Below are 23,323 nucleotides of genomic sequence, written 5' to 3' on the forward strand. Positions count from 1 at the left end.
GTCTTGTAAATATTTACCCGTCGATTAAACGTTGATTGCGGAGAGTCGTGAAGCCCGCATGGGCTGAAATCTAGAACAGCAGCTGGGCCAGAAAACGAATGATCGGTCCGATAATAAACATATCGGAGTCTGCCGCCCACATCGCGGTATCCGGAACCGTTGACGAAATAAGGTAGCGAACCATAATGAATTGTCCCCAGGCGACAACGGTTGCTGTCAGAAAACCACCCAGGAGCGCGCCGCGAACTCCGCCTGTCGCATTCCCGAATACTCCTGCCGTAGCACCGTGGAAGAACAGAACGATCATCGTCGGGACGAAAATATAAGCAACGGTGCTTCCCAGCACGACCAACCAGATCAAGGCTCCGGCAAAAGCTCCGATAAACCCGAGAATAACCGCATTGGGGGCATAGGGAAATGTAACCGGTGCGTCCAATGCGGGTTTCGCTCCAGGAACGATTTTGGTGGCGATCCCGTTAAAAGCCGGAACGAGCTCCCCGATGAACATCCGCACTCCCATAAGCACAATGGCGATGCCCCCGGCGAAGGTGAGGGATTGGATGATGGAATACATAATAAAGTTCTGTTCCCCGGCCTGAGCGACGAGCTCCTCTGCTCCGGGAGTCTGCTTCATCACGATGACAAAGGCTCCCACCAGAAACAGGATGCCCATGCTGAGAGCGGTAATGACGTTGGAATCACGGAGAAATTCCAGTCCTTTGGGCACTTTGATTTTTTCGGAATCGTTGTTTTTATTGCCGAACCATTTACCGAACAGAGCCCCGAGCAAAGCGACGGAAGCCGAAGTATGTCCGAGCGCAATGTTGTCATTTCCGGTAACTTTCCGCATGAACGGTTGAGTGATGGCGGGTTGAAACGTCCAATACAAGCCAAGGATGATAGCAAGGAAGAGGACAAGCTTCCATTGGGAAACATCGCCGGATGTATGGACAACGATTCCTGCAAAAATAGTTGCCGTCCAGAACATCATGTGACCGGTTAAATAAATATATTTAAATTTCGTAAAGCGGGCCAGCAGTACGTTGATAAGGAATCCAACAAGCATGGCCAAAGTTACGGCGCTGCCGAACTTGGCGTTAAATGATTCCTGACCGAGGAATTGGCCAAGCGATTCGGCCTCCAGCCCGAACACTTCCTTCCACATCGGTTCGAATACATTCAAGGCATTGACAATGACACCTGAACCGGCACCAATGATTAGAAAACCGATAACCGCCTTAAAGGTTCCACTGATGACCTGGCTGGTCGATTTCTTCTGGAGAAGCAGGCCGACCAAGACGATAAAGCCGAGCAGGATGGCGGGGGTTCCAAAAATATTAGTGGCTATCCAAAAAATGGCTTCCATTGAACATTCCTCCTAATCGGATGGGTTACATAGATTCTTTTAAGCTTTCCTTAATTTCATTCAAGTCAAAATAATTGTTGACGATTACTATTTTGCCCGGATGTCCCTGCAGGCTTTGAGCCAATTCATTGCTGGTGACAATGTAATCAGCCGGCATGCTCGCAGCGCTGGACACGTCCGTGTGCTCTACGTCTGCTTGCACCCCCATTTCTTTTAATACATTCTCCACGTTCATTCTTAGAATGAGACTCGTTCCTTGCCCTAATCCGCATACACATAAAACTTTTTCCATTGCAATTCCCTCCTGAAAAAATTAAGTTTTTGGTTGTTGCTTAAGTATATAAGGGGTTGATTTCTCTACGGCTCATTGTTCTGCGTTAGCGATGACTGCCTCCACATCTTGAGGAGTTTGAGCTTGTTTTAAAGCTTCTACATTGGCCGGGTTATTAAGCAAAGTCGTTAATTTGCGCAAGAGCATAATATGATCGCTGCTGGATGAGGAACCGAGCGCGAAGACGAGCTCCACCGGGTCGTTGCTGGCATGGCCGAATGCTACAGGCTGCTGCAGTCTGACGAAGGAAACCGAAGCTTCGTTAACCCCGTCTTCCGCTTTGGCATGAGGCAGAGCGATATGGGGGGCGAGGACGAAATACGGTCCTTTATCCCGATAAGATGCCAGCATGGCTTCAATATAGCTGCTTTCTGCGGCTCCACTGTCCACGAGCAGTTGTCCTGCCGCTCGAATCGCTTCCTCGGCACTTGTTGCAGCAGCATCCAGTGAAATGAGGCCAGAATCCATAAAACGCATGGTAAAATCCTCCTTAGTCTGTCCTATGAAGTAGTAGAATATTGACGAATCATCTGAATGATTTCGTCCTTGTCATTCGTTTGCTCCAGCCGGGTCCGGTTCGCCTCCTCTCTCAGCATGTCCGTCAATTGGGTAAGAGCTTTCAGATGAGATTCTCCGTCTTGACTGGCAATGACGAACAAGAGGCGGACAATGTGTTTGGGATCGTCGCCGAAAGCCGCTCCTTCCCGGATAGAGAGGAGGGACATCGAGGTGCGGACGACGCCGTCTTCGGGTTTGGCGTGGGCGATCGCCAAGCCGGGGGCAATGACAATGTAAGGTCCGTATTCCATTACTTTGTCGATCATCGCCCGAATATATCCATGGACGATGGTGCCCTCCTCCAGCAGCGGGGCGGCGGCCAGGGAGATCGCGGTACGCCAGTCGGTTTGCTCTTCCCGGATGACAATCCGCGAAGAAGGGAGCAGTTGCTGCAATGTCGGCTTGCTATCCTGCAGCGGCTGGTATCGCATTGCTGTCAAATATCGCTGGATATCTTCCAGCAGGGCAGCTTCATTCGCCACAGGCGTATGTTTTTTGACCAGCTCGACAATGGATTGTGCGGAAGGACCGGTTCCTTCTCTCCTTCTCCTGCCGCCTAGCAGCGGATCGATCTGATGAAGCAATTGGGATTTTTCCTGGTCTGTCAAAATTCCGCTTACGATAAAAACCGGAACTTTGCTTCCTGTTAACGGAACGGTTGAAAATATAAAATCGACCCATCCCGTATACTTCTCGTATTCCCTTAACGAAAGTACCTCGACGAAATCGATGGCCGGGAATAACCGCTTTAGCTGGATCTGCAGCATCCGGGAGACCGAGACTCCGTTGACACATACGATCACTGCCGATTTGCGCCGCGCCGGCTCCACCTGTTCTCTGCGCAGCCATCCGCCGAAGTGCATCGACAGATAGGCTATTTCCTGGTCGTCAATGGGCTGGCCTAACAGCTTCTCCAACGGCTCGACCGACTGACGGGTGAGCTCGAACACTTCCCGGTATTTATCGATAATGGTGCTCGCCAGAGGATTCTCGATTTGGAGACCGTACTTGATTCGGTAAAACGCTGATTTCACATGCAGGAATAACTGGTTCTCCAGTTCCTCCCGCTGTAGAAAATAGACGCAGCCAAGCTGCTCAAAGGTATCGACCATTTCGCTGGTCGCCTGGCGAATCCGGCGGGTCTCTTCATCATTCGATTTTTGCTCCAGCTTGTTAACCTTGGCCGTCAGCAGGAGCACCGTAATATAGCAAACCTCCGCTTCCGGGAAAGTGACTTCATACAGACGTCCAAGCTCCTGCGAAATTTGGGTGGCGGCTTTATATTGAAGAGTTTGGCTCAAAGCGGCCATTTCGTCTTCATCCATCTCCACCTGTTTGCCTTGAATAAGCCGGTTAGAGCACATGATTAGACGGGCGGCCAGATGAAAAATTGTCTCATCGGTCAGTTCCATCCCAATCGTTCTTTCTCCGGATGTGATAATGTCATAGATAGAGGATAGAGGCTCCTGGCGAAAAGCCGGAAACTGGGCGCGATACAGGTTGGCATTGATCAGGCCTTGAATCTGGGGGACGAAATCTTTCCAACTGATATGGGCAAGCAGATCGGACAAGTAATGGAACAACGCCGTCCGCTGGTCTTTCTCGTTGCCTTGGATGGTATATCCTTGCTTGCGATTGAATTTAACCGATAAGCCATAACGGGCTAATTCTTCCCGCAGCCCTGTCAATTCGGCATGGGCGGTTCCACGGCTAACGTCAAGCAATCTTTCCATATCTTGAAGAAACATCGGCTCTGTTCGATTGATCAGATGAATTCCGAGCAACGCTTTCCGCTCGTTACGGGACAGGTAATATTGCGAAGGTTGAACGGATTGCGCCAAGACAGGGAGCTTTGCACGGGATTCGGTGGGCAGCAGGAAACCGGCTCCACGAACGTATTCGACAGGAGCGAGATGATGGCTGGACAGCCAGTGATTAATTTTGTCCATATCGTAGTAAACCGTCCGTTTGGAGATGTGAAAGTTGTCCATCAGCTCCTGGATCGGGACGTAATTGTCCGTTTCCTGCAAATAGGCGAGAATGGAAGTACTTCGTTCATCCAGAATAATGGCCACCCCCTGTCCGAAAGCGTATTATTCTTCTTGCTTCTCATTATACTTAAGGCCACTTGGTTGAAACAGCGCAATCATTGTCCCCATGTTTTTGCAAAATTATACGGATGATGCGGAAAGCGGCGACGACCCTGTAGAGGGGCAGGCCGCAAAGTAATCGTAGAGGGGTTATTTCATCCTTATCAATGGATTTTTCTGCTATAATATAAGGGCAGGTTTAATGAAAGTAGGTAGAGGAGATATAATGAATCATTCAAGGACTGCGAGAAGAATGCAGCAGCGTAAAAAAATGTATCAAGCCATGATGAGGGCAATAGTCATTACTTTTTTCCTGATGATCGTAACTATTATTGGAATTTACATATGGATGGAACGTCAATCGTCCGAATCGGCCACCGGACCGGATGGAGGGGGAGAAGTGATCCAGGTGTCGCCGTCCTCTTCCCCCGAGCCTGCTTCAGAACCGGATCCGTCCCAGGCACCCTCTCCCAAGGAGTCCCCGGCTCCTGAACCGTCTCCCGGAGACCGGAACGAATCCACTCCTCCATCGGCTGCCGAGCCCGATGATGAAGCAGAGAAGCGGGTAACTTTATCCTTTGTCGGAGATGTGCTGCTGGGAAGCACCGTTAACAATTTGCTTGCCGCTCATGGTTACGATTATCCTTATCAGGATGTGAAGACTGTTCTGCAGCGGTCGGATCTAACGATTGCCAATCTGGAAACGCCGATTACCGACAGAGGAACTCCGGAGAAGGACAAAACTTATGTCTATCGGTCGTCGCCGAAGGTGCTGCCCGCATTCAAGGAAGCCGGCTTTGATCTGGTCAATCTGGCTAACAATCATACGATGGATCATGGAGTGGAAGGGTTGCTGGATACGCTTGATTATCTGGACGATCAACAAATTATGAGGGTTGGAGCCGGAAGGAATGCGGATGAAGCCTTCCAGCCGGTTATTGTGGAGAAGAATGGGCTCAAGATCGCCTTTTTAGGATTCACTAAGGTTGTTCCAGATACTTCATGGAAAGCGGGTCTTCAAACGCCGGGACTGGCGGATACCTATGATTATACCCGTCCTGTCAAAGAGGTGGCCCAAGCGAAGGAGCAGGCGGATCTGGTCGTCGTTATCGCCCATTGGGGGAAAGAACGGCATGATCATCCCAATTCAGAGCAAATCGATTTGGCCTATCGCTATATCGATGCCGGAGCGGACCTGATTATTGGGGGACATCCGCATGTGCTGCAAGGCTTTGAGCAGTATAAAGGTAAATGGATCGCCTATAGTTTGGGCAACTTTATTTTTACGACTAATGATGAAGCCAAGACGTTGGAAACCGTCATTCTCGAGGCTACCTGTACGACGGAAGGGTGCGATTTGAAGGCGGTGCCGATTTTTACGCAATGGGCGAAGCCGGTTGTTATGGAGGAGGATGCCGGCAAGCGGCTGTTTGAACGGTTGACCTCTATTTCAAGAGAGGCCATTGTTCAGCCGGACGGACACATTCGGATAAAGGCAGCGGAGTCTCCGCAGGTAGGCGAGTCCAGTCCATTAATAAATTCGGAAAGCCGGACGAAAGGAAGAGACAACTAATGTTCCAGTCTATTAAAAATGTGTACTGCGTAGGAAGAAACTATCGCCAGCACGCCGCCGAATTAGGGAATGCCGTTCCCGATAAGCCGATGCTGTTCATGAAGCCCACCCATTCTCTCGTAGCTATGGACGGGAGGACCATCGTGCTGCCAGGCGGCCGTGGCGAAATTCATTACGAGGCGGAGCTGGTTATTCATATCGGGCGTCAGTATGAGCCGGGCATCCATGCAGATGACCTGATCGACCGAATGGCGCTCGGGATTGATTTCACATTGCGGGATGTGCAATCGGTCATCAAGCAGAAGGGGCAGCCCTGGCTTCCGGCCAAAGGGTTTCTGCAATCGGCGCCGCTCGGACCATTCCGTCCGTTCGCTGGAGCCGGGCAGATCGCACAGGAGACGTTCCGCCTGTTGAAAAACGGGGAAACGGTTCAAGTCGGACAGCCCGGTGATATGATATTCGATCTGCAAAGTATTATCGATTTCTGTGCGGCGCACTATGGAATCGGGCCCGGCGATCTGATCTTTACCGGAACTCCCGCCGGAGTCGGAGCGGTTGCAGATGGAGATCGGCTGCAGCTTCTATGGGGAGAAGAGCCGGCGGGCGACATTCGGATTTCTATCCCCACGTCCTGATGGATTCGGATACGAAGCGACGAAGTGATTGGCATAGAGTAAATTCTTTAAATAGTTTGCACCTGCATCAAGCCGTCCTTTCGAGGGCGGTTTTTTGTTCAGGATAACCAGGGAAACCACGAGTGGTGTTAAGCGTAAAACAGAGGCTATTCCTTGCTATCGATTTTATCAATTTCTTTGACTACCAGTAATTTTGTATAGAATTGAAAAAATAGAAGATTTCGCCTCATCTTTTTCTTCTTTATTCTATTAAATAGAAAGGAGCGAAGGAGGGATGAAGCAGCCAAATTATGAAAACGCTTGCCAATGTTCCAAAGTGCAGGCAAAGACAGTAAACAGAACATTGCGGGATGGAGGGCAAACAGGTCGTGTGAAATAACGGATGCTGCGGTTTGGTGTAGCAAAAACGGCGTGCAGGAGATGTCTATACTAAGCGGTCCGTCCTCGATCTAATGTGCGTTTTTCCCGTCGCGCGTTGAGGCTCGGCTGCTGGGATGGGGATGTTGGGACTGACAGATACAGACTATTCTGTATGCTCAATTAGGAAAGGGGAATGAGGATGATATTACTATGGCAACGGAGAATGGCATGGCGTGCTGATGGAAGGTTGGGCTTGCTCGTTCTATTATGTATAGGCATCATGCTGGGAACGGCTCTGCTGCCATCACACGCATCGGCCGAAGCGGCTGTATCCATTGATTCTCATCAAGATGGAGAACAGATCCCGGCAGGCCGGGTTACTTTGTTCGGAACGTATCATGATGCCTATGACGTACAGGTTCTAGTTAACGGAAGCCTGGTGGCGGATGTACTAATGGATGACCCGGATGGAGATGATTCCGGCTCCTGGTCCTATGTTCTGGATACGACCTCCATGGACGGGGAGTTCAGCATCGCTGTCAAGGCGTCAGATGCAGCTTCCAGATACGGCGTCTGGTCGGATTTCATGACATTGAAGGTCGACAATGCATCAGCGAATATTCCACAGGTAAAAATCGTTAGTCCCGAGGATGGGGGAGTGGTGAGTGGGAAGGTGCCGATTAAGATCGCCGCGGAAGGCCGCAATCCGATCAAGAGCGTGGAGATAAGAATTAACGGAGGCGAGTGGAGGCGGGCGGCTGGCCATGAGACGGAATATAAGTATCTTTGGGACGCTTCCGGGCTGGGAGATCGGATGCTAAGTATCGAGGCGAGAGCGAAGGATTCGCTGGGAAATACGGGCCGGAGCATGACCACCTACGTCCAATCGGGGAATGGCGGCCGCGAGGAGGTGACGGTAACTAACCAGGATCGGGCGATCTGGATATGGGAGCCGGCGGCCTATAATCTTCTATTAAATCCGGGCTCCCGTCTGGTGCTTGATTCCATGGCCAAGGATACGGAAACGTTCGGTTCGGACCCTGTGACGACTCTGTATTTGGCGGTAGACGGTTACGGCGGAATCGATATTCTCGAGGATGATCCGGCGAAGGTTAGGGAATTTATGAGATGGGCTCATGAGAACGGATACCAGGTCCATGCGTGTATCGCTGGAGGCACTGCGCCGCCATATATGGGGGCTCTGGAGGGTTACCACGACCGCGCGGTGCGTCTGATGGAAAAAATAATAAACTATCAATTAACCTCCGAAGCCTCTGAAAGATTCGACGGTGTAAATGTCGATATTGAACCGTACATCATGCCCCTGTTCAAATCCGATTATCCGTCGGTTCAGGTTCAATATTTGGACGTTCTGGCCAAAATGATCGAGCGCAGGGATACGGCCGGCGTCAATCTTTCGTTCGGTCCGGCGATTCCGAGATGGTACGACTCATCCGAGCACGCTCGCGACATTACTTGGAACGGATCTACTAAATGGTTATCCGAGCATATTCAAGACATAAGCGATTATATTGCGATTATGAATTATCGCGATACCGCAGACGGCTCGGTCGGGATTATCGAGCAAGCGGCGAGTGAAATAGCATACGCCGAGTCCATCGGCAAACCGAATTCGGTCGTCATCGCTGTAGAAACATTGGACATAGCCAACGGAGGCGATCCGGAGACGATCACCTTCCGAGAAGAAGGCAGAGATTATATGGAGCGAGAGCTGGCCAAAGTGTACGCGGCTTATGCTGACAGCCCGCCTTTTGCCGGCATGGCCATGCATCATTATGATTCCGTTCGCGGACTGCCTTCCGATTGGAGCCGGGAAAGGGTCTACTGGGAGCCTCCGGCCGATGACGAAGCGCCTACCGCCTTGTCCGGTCCGCCCACAGCTTCTGTATTTAATTATGAGCGGATCGACCTGCGTTATGGTATGGCCTACGATAACTTGGAGGTCGGCCACTATAACATTTATCGCAGCACGGAAAGTGGATTTGTGGCCGGTCCCGCTAATTTGGCCGGGACGTCCCGTTCACTTCGCTACACCGATGAAGGGCTGCTGCCCGACACGACCTATTACTACAAGGTCGCTGCCGTAGATTTGCAGGGCAATGTCGGACCGTCTTCCCCCGAAATAGAGGCGACGACCGGAAGCACTTCGCTTCGGCCGATGGTGGTTGCCGGAATGTCGGTTGAACATACCGGAACGAATGTCCGGGTTTCGCTGCGCATGGCTGATTATGAGACAGGAGAAGGGTTAGCCGCTTCTGTCCACGGACGCTTTACTTATGCCGGCGGAAGGTATGTCGATTTTTCCACTGGACCGAGCGGGGAAGGAAGCGCCCTCTCTGAATCCATTCCTGTCGGTCAGCAGACTGGCTTCGAGCCCAGAAGGGTGATGGCCCCGGGCTATTACTGGGCCAAAGCCTATGATCAGCCGCATACGGCGGAGTTATATTCAACGAATGCCTATTTAGACGGGCTGTTCATCGGTGAGGAGACGCTTGAGCCCATCTTTCATCCGGATCTCAAGGCTTATTCGGTCAGTGTAACCGAGAACGTATACGAGGTGACGGTGACCCCGCTGACCATGGATGAAAGGGCCCAAGTGACCGTGAATGGCGAGCCAGTGCAAAGCGGGGGAGCGTCCCAAGTCATTTCCGTGCCCGAGGGGAAGAGCGAAATTACGGTTCGGGTGACGGCTGAGGACGGCACGGCGCGAGTATACTCTATAGAGATGAAGCGGCAGGCCCCCGTTGGGAACCTCGTTCCCATTACGGAGGATGCCTACGTCAGGAGCGGTCCACAGTCCGCTAAAAATTTCGGGCAGGCCAAATGGATCGAGGTGGGCGAACATCCGCCAAGTGAGAAGCGGAAGCATGAGCGAATCGGCTATATGAAAGCCGTTCTCCCGGAAGAAGCGGCTTCCTTCGTCACAGCCATGCTCCACTGGTATGTGGACAAAGTTAAGACGCCTTCCGTGCCACTTTCTATCTATGTTTTCTCGGGCGAGGAATGGAACGAGAATACAATAACGTGGAATTCCGTTCCGTTCGCAGGAAATGCGATCAGCTGCGGATCGGTTCCAGTGAGCTCTAGCGGTTGGTATGAGCTGGATGTGACCGGTTGTATTTCGGCACTCGGTCCAGTGAGTGAAATTTCTTTCCTGCTGGTCGAGGAAACCGCCTCTGGTTCATGGGCCCGAATCAACAGCAAGGAGCATTCTCATCATTCTCCCTATATTCATCTTGGATGATAGAAATAAGGACATAGACTGACCAACCACAGAGCTGCCGGTTATGGATCCTCTCTCGCTTAGGAAGAAAGGATCCAATGAACCGGCAGCTTTGGCTTGGTTATGCTCAGTATCCCGAGCCAGACTCTTCGGGAATTGCAACGTTCTGAATCGGTTCGAGCGTATTCAGGTCGCTCGCTCGGATTTCCGAAGGGGACAGTGTATACAGAGTATCCCCTATATATAGGATGCGCTGAACGTTCTTGCGGCTGTCGTACCAGGACTGCCCTGCCTTGGCCCGGTCTTCTTCGGTCAGGTGGGTGACCTTGCCCCGCAGCTGAAAGCCGTTATCCGGGTCGAGCGAGTAGACATAAGCTCCCTGGAAAGTAAAATCGCCATGCGAAAACGGGTCCATCTTCTTTCGGTTTGCTTCGCTTATTTCAGCCACGGTTACCGGAAAGGCGAGCAGATTTTTCTCCTTGGAGAACAGCAGTGCCCGGTGGTTGTACAGCAGCTCGGATTCGGTGCCGCGATCTCCGATCGTTTCGCTGAATAATTCTATCGGTTGAGTCATATCGCTTACGTCGAACAGAGCCACTTTCATTCCTTGATAGTACGCTTGCGGCTGGCCAATCGCTCGGCCGGAGCTATCTTTCTGAGTGACCTCGACAGCTTCTTTACCGAAGCCGATCAAATGATTTTCATCATAAGGGTGCAAATAGTCGCTGTAGCCCGGAATTTTAAGAGCTCCAAGCACTTGGGGCGAGGTCGGATCGGACAGATCCAGGGCAAACAGCGGATCGACCGTTTTGAAGGTAACCATGTATCCCTTATCCCCCATAAAACGAACGGAATAAATTCGTTCTCCCGGAGCAATCCCTTCTATTTGCCCGGTAATGCTCATCGTCTCATCCAGCACATACAGGTTGTTTTTGGACGTGTACTCATCCGTCCGCCACATGTCTCCTGTCGTGGTTGCGATCCGGAAGACTCCGTTGTGTTCATCCATGGCAAATTGATTGATGGGCGTTCCGGGGACGGTTCCATCGGCGGCATATCGCACTTTGCCCTCATCCAGCCTGAATTTATATACTTGGCTGGTTGATTTTAAAGGGCGGACGGGAAGACTGGAAATGGCCTTTTTCTTAGTGTCAGGAGCGTCGGACGGCTTCTCTTCCTCATATTGAGTCAGCGTCACATACAGATGCTCTCGGGAAGCATAAACTTGCTCGCCCGCTCCCAAATAAGTCGAGACGTTCACCGGCTCCTTCTCCTCATTCAGGCGGAATCCGGCTACGTGCAAGTAACTGGACCCGGAGAAGTCCGGAAAATATTTAATCTGCTCGTATCCGATCTGGATGGGTTCTTCGGATTGGGCGGTATCACGATAGAAAGGAGCCGGAATCGGTTTGCGTTCATTCATGATTGCATAAACATCGATATATTGGTTAGTAACTAAATAGAAGCTTTCTCCGATCTTCCGAGAGGCAACGTAACCTCCTTCGAGTTCAACTTCGCGAACGAAAGTTGGTTTCTCCCGGTTCTCCAAGCTGTAGATGACCGCTTTAGTCGTATGCGAGGAGAGTCTCGGCATAGCAAGGTCCTGAATCTGGACTTTTCCCTCATTCAGCGGCTGAGGCTGAATCCTGTAAGGAGCAGAGCCGACGACAATCAAGAAGCTGTCGTCCACATAAATTTCAGTTGGCTGAACAACGTCCTGGACATCCAGGGTTGCAACGATATGCAGGTCGTCGGCAGGGGTTGCGGCAGCGATGATGATTCGGCCCCCGTTCACCTGATAAATATAGTTTCCGTCTGTTTTGACAAGATCTCCTTCATCAACGCCCTGCACCTGAATGTTGGTTGCAGAGAAATCAGCGCTCGATGCTTCCTTTGCTTTCGAAATTGAATCCATAGCAACGGCGCTTTCGGCCAACTGGAGGGTTCCTCCGGACATGTTCATTTCTACTGTAGAGGCAAGCAAAGATTTAAGCTTTTCATAGGAGCCGACCTGTGGAAGAAAATGATTCTCGCTATCCACGAGAACCTGTTTTTGTGCAGAATCCCACTTCACTATATAGCCTAGTGCTTCACTCATTGCCCGTAGAGGCACCATCATTCTTCCGTCTTGCAACGTCGCCGGCTGCTCCAGCTCCATTGGGGCACCGTTGCGGTATGTGGTCGAGCTGTGAAGGGTTACTTTCCATTCCTGCCCTTCAAGAGCCGCAGTCGCCGTATGGGCCGAAGAATCCCATTGCACGGAAGCCCCAAGCGCTTCGGCCCATTCCCGCAAGGGGACCATCATCGTGCTTCCCACCTGATAGGGAGCGGTTTCAAAAACAACCGTTTCTCCGTTCATCACGACCGGATATTCGCTGCCCATTGCAGTGGAAGTTTGGAATGAAGAAGAAACCAGACTGACCATCATAACGATAAGTAAAGCCGGCATCCACCATGATTTTTGCATAATCCATTGACCTCCCATAAATCCCGTTTATCCCCCTAGACGGGCTCAACTGGTAAAATGTTGCAACAGAATTTAAAATAAAAAACTACCCATATGAAAATGAGTGGACAGAAATAGGTCTATACATGAAACGCCCCTTTCCATATGGGATAAGGGGCGTCTTTTGCTTAAGCAATATAAGTCATCGAATTTTTCTTCATACCTCGATTTTATTAAACCAATTTGTGCTTTTCGCTTTAACTAATCGGTATAACAAAAAGTTGATCAATCCAAAGCCGAGCAGCAGTCCGAAGAAAACGACGGGCATCGACGGGTTAAAGAAGAATACAGCAACTACGATTAATGCGGCCGTTAAGAAGCAGAGCAATGTACTGAACAGGGAATTCATATTCTGCTTGACCGCTTTTTGCTCGTTATCCCAGTTAAGCTTCGGAAAGTGAATGTCGATTATAATTCCGATGAAGGCCCCGAACAGAACGGCTGGGACACCTAGGGCCAGAAGCAGAATAGCATAATAGAGCGGAAGTGCAAGCAAGAAATAAGCTATCATGACGGCGAGCAAAACAGATACGAAATTTAGCACAAATCCGGAAAGCACTTTGGCCATAACGATTTTGGAAAACGGAACCGGCAAATATTTATTTATGAACACTCCCTGGCCTTCTCGTGAAATGGCTGTAGCCGCTGTCGGATTGATTCCGGCGGTGAAGAGAAAGAAGCCGAAGGCGCAAACAAGCACCAAGCCTGCTGTATTCTCATTGAACAAATACGGGCTAAGTTGTTTAATCCCTTCCAGACTGCCGGATTGAGCGACGAGAGGGATGACGAGCAGCAGTGGCCACAGGAAAGAGATAATGACGCAGTTGGTGAAGTAGGCCGGGGTGCGAAACAGAACCTTCAGCTCCTTGACCGTGTAGGCTTTAAGAACCGAGCTTTGCTGAGTCATTTTGTCGAATTTCTCGTCACTTACTTTTTGTCTCCTGGAGGACGATTCGGACATCCCCATCACAGATTTGAAATAGATCCAGTTGCCGAGAAGCATGAATAGCCAATAGGCGATAGCCGAAATAGCCAGAAAGAATAGCAGATAGCCGAACCCGATTAAGGACGCTTCGTTAATTAGGGCAAAAGCCCCCAGCTTGGCGTTAGGGAAGAGCGTTGTGATCGTCTGGATAATGGAATTGTTGCCCTCCGCAACAATCTGCTGCAGCTGCTCGGGATCGAGCTTATTTTTGGCAAACCGCTGAAAGAAGAAGTTAAACCCGATGCCCAGGAAAATGGCAGCGGCTCCCCCGATCATACGATAACGATCTCTATGCTTGGAAACATTCGTAAATCGCATGATCAGCATGCTTATAAACGAAGCCAGAAGCAGAGGTAAGACAGGCAGTGTCAGGAAAATGACGGCTGAATAGACATAATATAATATTCCTGCTCCGCTCTTAATCCCGTAGGTAATCAGGATGGGCATCAAAATAAACAATTCTGTTAAATATTCGTAAACGAGTGCTACCGAAAATTTGGCCGTCAATATTTGTGATGGCTTCACGGGCAGTGGGAGCAAATGCTCCAAGTCTTGGGCAAAGAAGAACACGTTAATGACATAGAAAATCCCGAAAAAGAACACGACCAGACTGACGGTCGTCAGCCCCAATGCAAGAATGAGCCCTTCTTGTCCGATAGGAGCGAGTCCGTCGTAAACGGATGAAATGAAGAAGTAAAAGATTGAAAAAACCGGAATCAGACCGATGGCGATCAAAATCGGAACGAGGACTCCGATAGGAATTCTTCTTTTTTTGCTGCTATTTTTACTTCCCCAGGTTCCGCTTCCGTTTTTGAGAAGAATTTTTGTCAGCGATAACGTTTTATTCATGTCCGGTCATCTCCAGGAAAATTTTCTCCAATGAATCGTTAGATTTGAAATGATCCTGCATTTCCTTGAAGGTTCCACAGAAGCGGATCACTCCCTTGTCGATGATGGCCACCCGATCGCATAATTTCTCCGCAACCTCCAGCACATGAGTCGAGAAGAAGACGGTTTTGCCTGCATTGGTATGCTCCCTCATCATTTCCTTCAAGGTATAGGAGGATTTGGGGTCCAGTCCAGTTAAGGGCTCATCGAGAATCCAGACGGACGGATTGTGAATCAATACGCCCATGATGACGATTTTTTGTCTCATCCCGTGAGAGTAGCTTTGAATCGGATCGGATAGAACGGATTCCAGATTGAAGCGGCGGGCCAATTCATCGATCCGCGGCTTGCGTACTTCTTTGGGCACATCGTACATATCGGCCATGAAGTTCAAATATTCAAGGCCTTTCAGTCTTAAGAACAGGTCGGGACTATCCGGAACGTAGCCGAACTGTTTCTTGGCTTCTAAGGAATGCTTGGCGGCATCTACTCCATTAATATGGATGGTGCCCTGATCGGGACTGATAATGCCGGTAATCATTTTAATCGTTGTCGTTTTGCCCGCGCCGTTAGGACCGAGGAATCCGAAGATTTCTCCTTGCGGGATCGTTAATGTCAGATTATCGACCGCTTTGTGGACTCCGTTGTAAATTTTGGTAACATTGGCTAATTCAATCATCCGCATTTCCCTCCGGTGAATTATAATAAGGGGCTTATAACGGGTAGGGTACCCCGTCGGCTGCTCACATAATTACGATATAGAGACCGTACCATAACAGGGTTCACTTAAAGCTTCGGTCACGGTTACCCCCATTCTCTATTCATAATACGATTAACTCAGTTGGTTAGTTTCATAGGAATGAAATAAGTGTTAGGAAACATTTGGGAATAGGTGAGGATGGTTTGCTGTGCAAGGCGGAATAAGATGGTCTTATATGCGAAATGCGAATCTATAGTTGAAAAAGCGCCCGGAAATAGCTCCGGACGCTTCTGAAGGCGCCTACCGGCACGCGTTGAGGCGGGCATGGGGAGGTTTCAATCCCATGGCCGCTTACTTGGCCAGCTGTTCCATCTGTTCGATGACGTCTTGAAAGACGCTCATAGCTTGCTTGATCGGCTCCGGCGAGGACATATCCACACCGGCCCGCTGCAGAATGTTAATCGGATAGTCGCTGCTGCCGCTTTGAAGGAATCCGAGGTAGCGTTCGAGCGCCGGTTGCCCCTCCTCCAATATTTGCTTGGCGAAGCTGGTCGCCGCAGAGAATCCGGTTGAATATTTGTATACATAGAAGCTGCTGTAGAAATGAGGGATACGCGCCCATTCCATCTCTATATCCTGATCCACGACCATTCCGGTTCCGTGGTATTTCTTGTTCAAATCATAGTAGATTTGACTGAAGTCCTGATGAGTAAGTGATTCTCCCTGCTCTGTTTTCTCGTGGATGATCATTTCGAACTCGGCAAACATGGTTTGCCGGAACAGGGTGGTCCGGAATTGATCGGCGTAATAGGTGAGCAGGAACATCTTAGCTTTAGGATCGGTCGTCTTTTTCAATAAATAATCCATCAGCAAAGCTTCGTTCAAGGTGGAGGCCACTTCCGCCAAGAAAATCGGGTACTGGGCATAGCGGTACTTCTGATTTTCGTCCGATAGGTAGGAATGCATCGCATGGCCCATTTCATGAGTGAGTGTGAACATGCTGTTCAAGTTATCTTTATGGTTTAACAGCACATAGGGATGAGTGCCGTAGGCTCCCCAGCTGTAGGCTCCGCTTCGCTTGCCTTCATTCTCGTAAATATCGATCCAGCGATCGGCGAATCCTTGCTTCAGAACGGTCAAGTAATTGTCTCCAAGCGGCTTCAGACTGTCGAGCACCATTTGTTGAGCTTCCTCATACGGAATTTCCCACTTAAACTCTTCTACAAGCGGAGCGAACAAATCATACATGTGCAATTCGTCCACCTTCAGCAGATCTTTGCGCAGCTTCATATAACGGTGAAGAAGCGGCAGGGAGTCGTGCACCGTATCGATCAAATTCGTATAGACTTCCTTCGGGATGTTATCCCCGAACAAAGCCGCTTCCAGAACGGAAGGGTACTTCCTCACTTTCGAGTAGAAAACGTTCTTGCCGATGTTGGAGCTTAAAGTGGCTCCGAACGTGTTTTTGTTTTTCCGATAGGTGGAGTACATCGCATCAAAGGCATTCTTTCGGACCGTGCGATCTTTACTTTCCATAAACTGGATATATCTTCCGTGAGTCAGCTCGATCTCTTCACCGTCTTCATTTGCAATCTTCGGAAATTTCATGTCCGCATTGTTCAACATGCCGAAGATCGTTTCGGATGATCTGGAAATGCTGCCGACCTGGGCCAAGAGGGCTTCTTCAGATTGGGACAGGATGTGTGCTTTTTGACGGAGCATCTCTTCGAGCGTCCGTTTGTAGAAGCTGAGCTCCGGGTGACGAATGAGAGCATTAATCTCTGCCTCAGACAACGATAATATTTCCGGGGTTATAAAAGATAGAGCTTCATTCACTTCTACGCTCAGCTTTCTTGCTTTCTCCGCAAGTGCCTGATAAGCCGGTTCTGCCATATCTTCATGGTGCTTCATATTGGAATACACATAAAGTCTTTCGATATGTAGGGAAATTTGGTCTTCGAGCTCAAAACACCGCTTCATTGCAGACGGATCGTTCAGATTGCCCCGAAATGGAGCGACGTCTTTAATCAACTGCTTAACTTCATCGTATTCTTTATCCCAAGCTTTCTGATCTGGGAACAGGTCTTCCAGTTTCCAAGTATTCTCCTGTGCTACCTCCGAACGCTTAGCTACTTGATTCATAGGAGCCCTCCTTAATGAATGAGATGGTGTTGCGGCTTCTCGTGCCGAGGCCATCGGGAAACCGATGGTTACAAAAAGCATACAGAAGGATATGGCAACAGGAATCGTCCGCATCTTTGAACTCCTCCTATTATTTTTCCTCTAGTATGAACCGGCACCTTCATTATTATAAAACATTTTTCAAATCGTGGTTACTGTTTCTACTGAGAGCCTGCAGTAAAAAACATGTACACGATCAGAAAGAAAGAAAAGCAGATTAGAACCAGAGTGGTCAAGGCGAGAAATTTTCTTATTCTGTCGGGGATGGAATCTCTCTTCAAAATGAGAACTCCCGCTAAACAGAACGAAACAATAACAAAGGTGAGGACGGTCTTGGAGTCGAGCAATTCATTTCACCTCATAACAGTGTAGTGTGCATTTTATTATGTTCTGCAAAGAAGAGGGAAAATCCTGCTCGCAGGTAAAACCGGAATGAGAGGCGCTCCAAAAGCTCAAACTAACGTATCATTGCTAGATAAGGAGAGAATTTCATGAATGCAGTTATAGAAGAGAAGCTAAGCAAGCCTGTCTTGGCCGGACAACCTGAACTGAGAACGATGACGGTCTCCCAGTTTATCGTCAAGCAATTGAAAGAGTGGGGGGTTCGCCGGATTTATGGAGTTATTGGCGATTCCACCTTTTATTTATTGGATGAGTTGTCGGCACAAGAGGATATCCAATATATTGCTTGTCGTCATGAAGGAGCGGCGGCCCTGATGGCTTCGGCCGAAGCGAAGCTAACAGGGAGACTGGGAGTCTGTCTTGCCACAAGCGGTCCGGGAATCGCCAACTTGCTGAACGGCCTGGCGGATGCTGCTGCGGATCGTGCAGGAGTACTCGCTCTAACCGGCCAGGTGGCCACGGACGAGCTCGGGACGGGAGCCAAACAAGAAATCAACCAGCAGCTGCTGATTCAGGCGATTACAGAGCAGAGCGAGCTGCTCTGTCACCCGGACGCGCTGCCGCCATTGCTGCAAAGGTTGCTCGTTCAAGCGGCCCTGCATGGCAAAGTAGCGCATCTTGCGATCCCGAAGGACATGTTTCCGAAGAAGGTCAAAGGAAACATCGTTCCCTATTCCGCCCACCTTCATCAGCAAGTTCGGACTCCTTGCGAGCTGTGGGAGGAAGCGGCGGAGAAGCTGGATGCGGCATTGCGCCCAGTCGTCTATGTCGGCCGGGGAGCGGATAAAGCGGCGCACGAGGTGGTTCGGCTCGCTGAAAAGCTGGACGCTCCCATCATCACGACGCTACCCGCGCGTCCGCTTGTACCGAACGACCATCCGCTGTACTTGGGCGGATTGGGCCAAGCGGGGAGCGAGCCCTCCAGCGTGCTTCTGGCGGAAAGCGATAGAGTGCTGATGCTGGGGGCAACTTGGTGGCCGGAGGACTATGTCCCGGCACAAGCGCCCATCCTGCAAATCGATATCGCTCCCGCGCAGATCGGAGCGGGCCATCCGCTCGCGCAAGGCATCGTCGCCGATCTCGCGTCCGGGGTAAGCGAGCTGGCGGAGAGGCTCGGCCGGCAGCCCGACCGGACAGAATGGCGGGAGCGGACTGCCAAGCTGCGGGAAGCCTGGAAGCAGCGCATGGAGCAGGAGGCCGCCCTGGAGGGAAGCCCGCTTCCTCCTCAGGCGGTCATGTCCATTCTGTCCGGGCAGGTTAGCACCGATGCCATTCTAACGGTCGATACCGGAGATCATACGCTGTGGTTTAACAGGATCTATCAAGCCAGAGAACAACAGCGGGTGCTGATCTCCGGACGTTGGAGAACGCTGGGCTTCGCTCTGCCTGCCGCTATTGCCGCACAGCTCTGCCATCCGGAACGCCAGGTAGTGGCTATTGCCGGAGATGGAGGTTCTGTTCAGACGCTGATGGAATTCCAAACCGCGGCAGAATTAGCCCTTCCAATTGTGCTGATCGTTATGAACAATGGGGCTTATGCGATGGAACGGAATCGAATGCAGGTGGAAGGGCTGAGCCTAATGGGCAGCGCTATCCGCAATCCGGACTTTGCCGGAATAGCTGCGGCATGCGGAGGATATGGCTGCCGGGTAGAAGACAGAAACGGCTTAAGGGCAGCGCTAAAGGAGGCAATGGCCCGCAAGCACCCTTCGCTGATCGAAGTGGTGTGCGATGACATGATGGTTCCCCATACGTCCATGTAAGTTTAGGGCCCCACTTAGGATAAATACCAATAGCCTTACAGGCTTGTTATGCTGGCTCTTTACTGGCTGGCCCGTTACTGCTGGTTCCTAATGGCAGGAACCGTTACTACGGGACTTTTGGTCAATAATCGCATGATTTATAAATTGGGAGGAACTTTATGAGGGGGATGGAATAAGATAGAAGAAATAAAGCATTTTACACAAAAATAAAGCTTGGCCACTATCTGTCAGGGATAGCGGTCAAGCTTCGTCTTAGAGGAATAAGCCGTTATCGTTAATGTCCGGCTGGGCTGGGCGAGTTTTGAGTCCGGTTTTTACGCAGCCCCAACATAAGCACAACGACGATGACGATGACAACGAAAGCCCATTTGGCAATGGGGGAAACAAACAGCAAGTTGTGGACGAAAGGCTCGTCGGTAATCATTTTCGCTGCAGTGAATGCGAGCACTCCAGAGCCGATGTAGATAATCCACGGGAAGCGGGTCATCAGTCTCAGGAATAGGGTGCTGCCCCAAATCATGATAGGGACACTAATCAACAGTCCAATAATAACAAGTAAATAATTTCCATGTGCTGCGCCAGCGATAGCGAGCACGTTATCCAATCCCATCACCGTATCTGCGATCAGAATAGTGGAGATGGCTCCCCAAATGCTGGTTTTTGCCTTTAATTCATGATCCTTGTTATCGACCAAAAGCTTGTAGGCGATCCAGATAAGCAGAATACCACCAACCAGCAACAGTCCCGGAAACTTCAAAAGCCAGGTCACGGCCAGAGTAGCGGAGGCGCGAATAATGACGGCGCCGAGCGTTCCAATAATGATTACTTTTTTTTGCATTTCTTTGGGAACGTTACGCGCGGCCAAGCCGATGACGATCGCATTGTCTCCGGCCAGTACCAGATCAATAATAATAATGTTGATTAGTGCGATGAGGAACGTGATGGATAGGAAATCCATAGGTATCACTCCTTTAAGAAAGTATAACCACATAACGAACGGTAACCATCACTTTCAGCTCCGTTAATTTCTGGGTGGGTGGATTTTCTAGACTCCTCCTTCGGCTTGCATTCCTGACCCTTTGAGGGGTGCAGAAAAAGATCAAATAGTAGAGCATCAGGAACGCCAAGCTCCGGAAACTTAGACGTTCCCTGATTAGGGTGTCCCGGAAAGGGACAAGAGAACAGCATATAGGATAAAAAAAGACCTTCACCGGATTCGGTAAAGGTCTTGGAAAAACAGAAAAGACCTCTACCTTATCGGCAAAGGTCTTGCTAACAACGTAATGTTGCCAATAAAGCCGGGGACGAATCCCGAATTGACGACTTTATTGATTACTAGCTACTCCCCTTTGGGACGATATATATTACTTCAATAAGTATGGCATGAGAGGGTAAATTTTGTCAAGCCTATTTTACCACATATAGAATTTATAAGTTTCTCCTCGCGGTCGCTCATCCTTGATGGACATCTAAATTTATTTAAACTTCTCTAAAAGCGTCCAGAATAGCTTCGCGTTCTTCGGGGCTCCCCTCAAAGCGATCTGCAGAAAAACGATCCTCTACCCAGTGCATCATCTCCGGACGGCTCAAAAAAGTACGACAATCTTCCCCCCATTGATCCGAAATTTCACGAACAATCAACTGTTTGCCATTGACTTCAACCGACATCATATTCCAATTGTCTCTTTTGTAAATCATATGTTTCTTGATCCGATTGTTTTTCAAAGTTAATTCCTCACTTTTTATGTAATATCAAATTTCGCTTTGGATGGGATAAATTTTCCCTGCCATGGGATACAATATTCAGCCTTCCTGTATTGTAACTTATTTTGTGGATTGTGTCTCTTGGTTTCAGCGCTGACAAGGGGATGTCGGGATCCCGACTTGTCCGGGAGATTGTGAGCTGTAAGGAAAATAATTTATTGAAACTGGGGAAAAGGTGACTTGAAATTGAATTTGCCAAGTGCTATAATAAGGTACATTCGCCATAAATGGCGACATTTTAGGAGGTTGTTTACTTGAAAGGTACAGTGAAATGGTTTAACGCAGAAAAAGGTTATGGTTTTATTCAAGTAGAGAACGGCGACGACGTTTTCGTACACTTCTCTGCAATCCAAGGCGAAGGTTTTAAAACTTTGGACGAAGGCCAAGAGGTTGAATTTGACATTACGGAAGGCAACCGTGGTCCTCAAGCAGCTAACGTCATTAAATTATAAGATTAGGGAACACCACTTATAAATAATGTGCTAGCGAGTATGAAAGCAGCTCTTCTGTTCAGAAGGGCTGCTTTTTCGCGTGTACGGAGGCAAAGATTAATGGGCTACAGTGCATGCATATACGAAATGCCCAATCACGCGGCTGAAGGTACATTTCATTTAGTGTGTCCTTTTGAGCGTTATCCCATTGGCTCAGAAGGTGTTGTTTTAGACATGGGTTAACTCGATCTAGCCCAAGTATATACAGGAGCATTATTCTAGAAAGGATTACTGCAAAAAAGATCACAAGAATACATTAAATCCGTTTAAAAGGCAAGCACATAGCACATGCGGAGATAAAGACTAAGCACGATGTTCCAATACAAGCTCTCTAAGGGCTTATAATGACTATCTGGAAGATCAGCCTAAATTAGCGGCAGGAGGTTCTTTTGCGGTTCCTCTCTTTTTCGTGTTCCTGAGTGAAGGGGATAGCGGTTAAAAGGGGACGGGAGAAGTGGGGGAAGTACAATGAGGTAGAAGATCGCTGATAGGATATAAGTATGTGCAAATGAATACGAGAGGAGATTGGGTGGGACATAGACATAATTAGGGATCATTCGTACCGTCCATGTCCCACCGTTTTTAGCAGTCGTTACTCGAGGTGAAGACTGCTCGTGCGGCTTAAATAGCTATTCATAAACTTTAAGACATCCTCCAGATGCTCGCTCCAATATTCCCAAGTATGACTTCCGTTGAATTCCTGATAAGTGAATGGATAATTCAGCGATTCCAGCTGTTCCTTAAACCAGAGGTTAGACTTGTATAAAAAGTCCTCGGTGCCGCAATCGAAATAAATTTCGGGATGCGGGCCTTCCCGCAGCACTTTGGATGCCAGGAACGCTAAATTGTGATGCCGGGCATAATCGTCGTCCAACGGTCCTACAATGCGGACAAGCTCTTCCGGCTTCCAGTCCGGCGCCAGATGAAGATTAGCCGATTCCGGAAACATGCCAAGCGCTCCGGACATGCTTCCCGCGGCCCCGAACAAATGAGGATTGCGCAGCGCAAGCAGCAGGGAGCCAAAGCCCCCCATAGAAAGGCCGCCAATCACTCGAGCTTCGCGACGGGGCAAGGTCCGGTATTGACTGTCGATATATGGAATGAGGTCATCGACGAAATATTGTCCGAATCGGCCGCTTCCATCATGCCAGTCCAAGTAGTACGTTCCTGTGGAGTAGCCCCCATCACTAGGCATAACAAGGATGGACTCGGTCAAATCCCCGGATCTCATCATCCGTTCAGCTGTGGAATAAGCATGGCCTCGGTAGGGCCAAGAGATTTCGCTATCGTATCGGCCGTGGAGAAGATAAATGACCGGATACCGTTTGTCCGACTGGTCATAACCCGGCGGCAGGAAGATGTAGAAGGTCAGTCTCCGATTTAAAGCGCTTGAATGAAAAGTAACAGGTGCAGGCAGCAAGGCCAGTTCACTCCTTTAGAAATATGTACGGAACTATCCTATCAGATTATCCATCCTTTAGCATTA

Annotated in this window: 16 protein-coding genes; 5 read left to right on the top strand and 11 right to left on the bottom strand. The window is 49.6% G+C overall.

What is annotated here, in order from left to right:
- Positions 1-70: 70 nt before the first annotated feature.
- From KJS69_RS14970 to KJS69_RS14985, 4 genes are all read right to left on the bottom strand, one after another.
- Positions 71-1,366, bottom strand: a complete 1,296-nt coding sequence (locus KJS69_RS14970) for a PTS ascorbate transporter subunit IIC (protein WP_213584585.1) — start codon at positions 1,364-1,366, stop codon at positions 71-73.
- A gap of 25 nt (positions 1,367-1,391) precedes the next feature.
- Complete coding sequence (locus tag KJS69_RS14975) at positions 1,392-1,658, bottom strand: PTS sugar transporter subunit IIB (RefSeq protein WP_213584586.1); 267 nt, start codon at positions 1,656-1,658, stop codon at positions 1,392-1,394.
- A gap of 72 nt (positions 1,659-1,730) precedes the next feature.
- The gene (locus KJS69_RS14980; protein WP_213584587.1) at positions 1,731-2,174 is read right to left on the bottom strand and encodes a PTS sugar transporter subunit IIA; all 444 of its coding nucleotides are present in this window, start codon (positions 2,172-2,174) and stop codon (positions 1,731-1,733) included.
- A gap of 23 nt (positions 2,175-2,197) precedes the next feature.
- A complete protein-coding gene (locus KJS69_RS14985) occupies positions 2,198-4,330 on the bottom strand; it encodes a BglG family transcription antiterminator (protein WP_213584588.1) in 2,133 nt (710 codons plus the stop codon).
- A gap of 241 nt (positions 4,331-4,571) precedes the next feature.
- On the opposite strand from KJS69_RS14985, the gene KJS69_RS14990 reads away from it, so the two are divergent.
- The 3 genes from KJS69_RS14990 to KJS69_RS15000 all read left to right on the top strand — a co-directional run bounded on the left by KJS69_RS14990 (position 4,572) and on the right by KJS69_RS15000 (position 10,178).
- On the top strand, positions 4,572-5,918 hold the full coding sequence (locus tag KJS69_RS14990; protein ID WP_213584589.1) for a CapA family protein: 1,347 nt from the start codon (positions 4,572-4,574) through the stop codon (positions 5,916-5,918).
- The gene (locus tag KJS69_RS14995; RefSeq protein ID WP_213584590.1) at positions 5,918-6,553 is read left to right on the top strand and encodes a fumarylacetoacetate hydrolase family protein; all 636 of its coding nucleotides are present in this window, start codon (positions 5,918-5,920) and stop codon (positions 6,551-6,553) included. Before KJS69_RS14990 ends, KJS69_RS14995 begins: the two co-directional genes overlap by 1 nt.
- Positions 6,554-7,112: 559 nt before the next feature.
- Positions 7,113-10,178, top strand: coding sequence for a CBM96 family carbohydrate-binding protein (locus KJS69_RS15000; RefSeq protein WP_213584591.1), 3,066 nt, complete (start codon positions 7,113-7,115; stop codon positions 10,176-10,178).
- A 106-nt stretch (positions 10,179-10,284) separates the two neighbouring features.
- Here KJS69_RS15000 and KJS69_RS15005 read toward each other — a convergent pair whose 3' ends face one another.
- The 4 genes from KJS69_RS15005 to pepF form a co-directional block, all read right to left on the bottom strand.
- Entirely contained in the window at positions 10,285-12,624 is a 2,340-nt protein-coding gene (locus KJS69_RS15005) for a beta-propeller domain-containing protein (protein ID WP_213584592.1), read from the bottom strand.
- Positions 12,625-12,820: 196 nt separating this feature from the next.
- Positions 12,821-14,497, bottom strand: a complete 1,677-nt coding sequence (locus KJS69_RS15010) for a putative ABC transporter permease subunit (protein ID WP_213584593.1) — start codon at positions 14,495-14,497, stop codon at positions 12,821-12,823.
- Positions 14,490-15,215 (bottom strand): ABC transporter ATP-binding protein, encoded by a 726-nt coding sequence (locus KJS69_RS15015; RefSeq protein ID WP_213584594.1) that lies wholly within the window; start codon positions 15,213-15,215, stop codon positions 14,490-14,492. Before KJS69_RS15015 ends, KJS69_RS15010 begins: the two co-directional genes overlap by 8 nt.
- A gap of 372 nt (positions 15,216-15,587) precedes the next feature.
- Positions 15,588-17,378, bottom strand: a complete 1,791-nt coding sequence (gene pepF / locus KJS69_RS15020; protein ID WP_213584595.1) for an oligoendopeptidase F — start codon at positions 17,376-17,378, stop codon at positions 15,588-15,590.
- A gap of 530 nt (positions 17,379-17,908) precedes the next feature.
- Between pepF and KJS69_RS15025 the strand changes: the two genes are divergently transcribed.
- Positions 17,909-19,582, top strand: coding sequence for a thiamine pyrophosphate-binding protein (locus KJS69_RS15025; protein ID WP_213584596.1), 1,674 nt, complete (start codon positions 17,909-17,911; stop codon positions 19,580-19,582).
- Between the two features lie 274 nt (positions 19,583-19,856).
- On the opposite strand, the gene KJS69_RS15030 is transcribed toward KJS69_RS15025, so the two are convergent.
- Positions 19,857-20,540 carry a TerC family protein gene (locus KJS69_RS15030; protein ID WP_213584597.1) on the bottom strand — a complete coding sequence of 228 codons (684 nt, stop codon included), beginning with the start codon at positions 20,538-20,540 and terminating at the stop codon, positions 19,857-19,859.
- Positions 20,541-21,061: 521 nt separating this feature from the next.
- Entirely contained in the window at positions 21,062-21,280 is a 219-nt protein-coding gene (locus KJS69_RS15035; protein WP_213584753.1) for a hypothetical protein, read from the bottom strand.
- 320 nt (positions 21,281-21,600) lie between these two features.
- Between KJS69_RS15035 and KJS69_RS15040 the strand changes: the two genes are divergently transcribed.
- Complete coding sequence (locus KJS69_RS15040) at positions 21,601-21,798, top strand: cold shock domain-containing protein (protein WP_144931937.1); 198 nt, start codon at positions 21,601-21,603, stop codon at positions 21,796-21,798.
- A gap of 631 nt (positions 21,799-22,429) precedes the next feature.
- Here KJS69_RS15040 and KJS69_RS15045 read toward each other — a convergent pair.
- The gene (locus KJS69_RS15045) at positions 22,430-23,257 is read right to left on the bottom strand and encodes an alpha/beta hydrolase (RefSeq protein WP_213584598.1); all 828 of its coding nucleotides are present in this window, start codon (positions 23,255-23,257) and stop codon (positions 22,430-22,432) included.
- Between the last annotated feature and the right edge of the window lie 66 nt (positions 23,258-23,323).

Source organism: Paenibacillus sp. J2TS4 (assembly GCF_018403245.1).
Taxonomy (GTDB): Bacteria; Bacillota; Bacilli; order Paenibacillales; family NBRC-103111; genus Paenibacillus_L.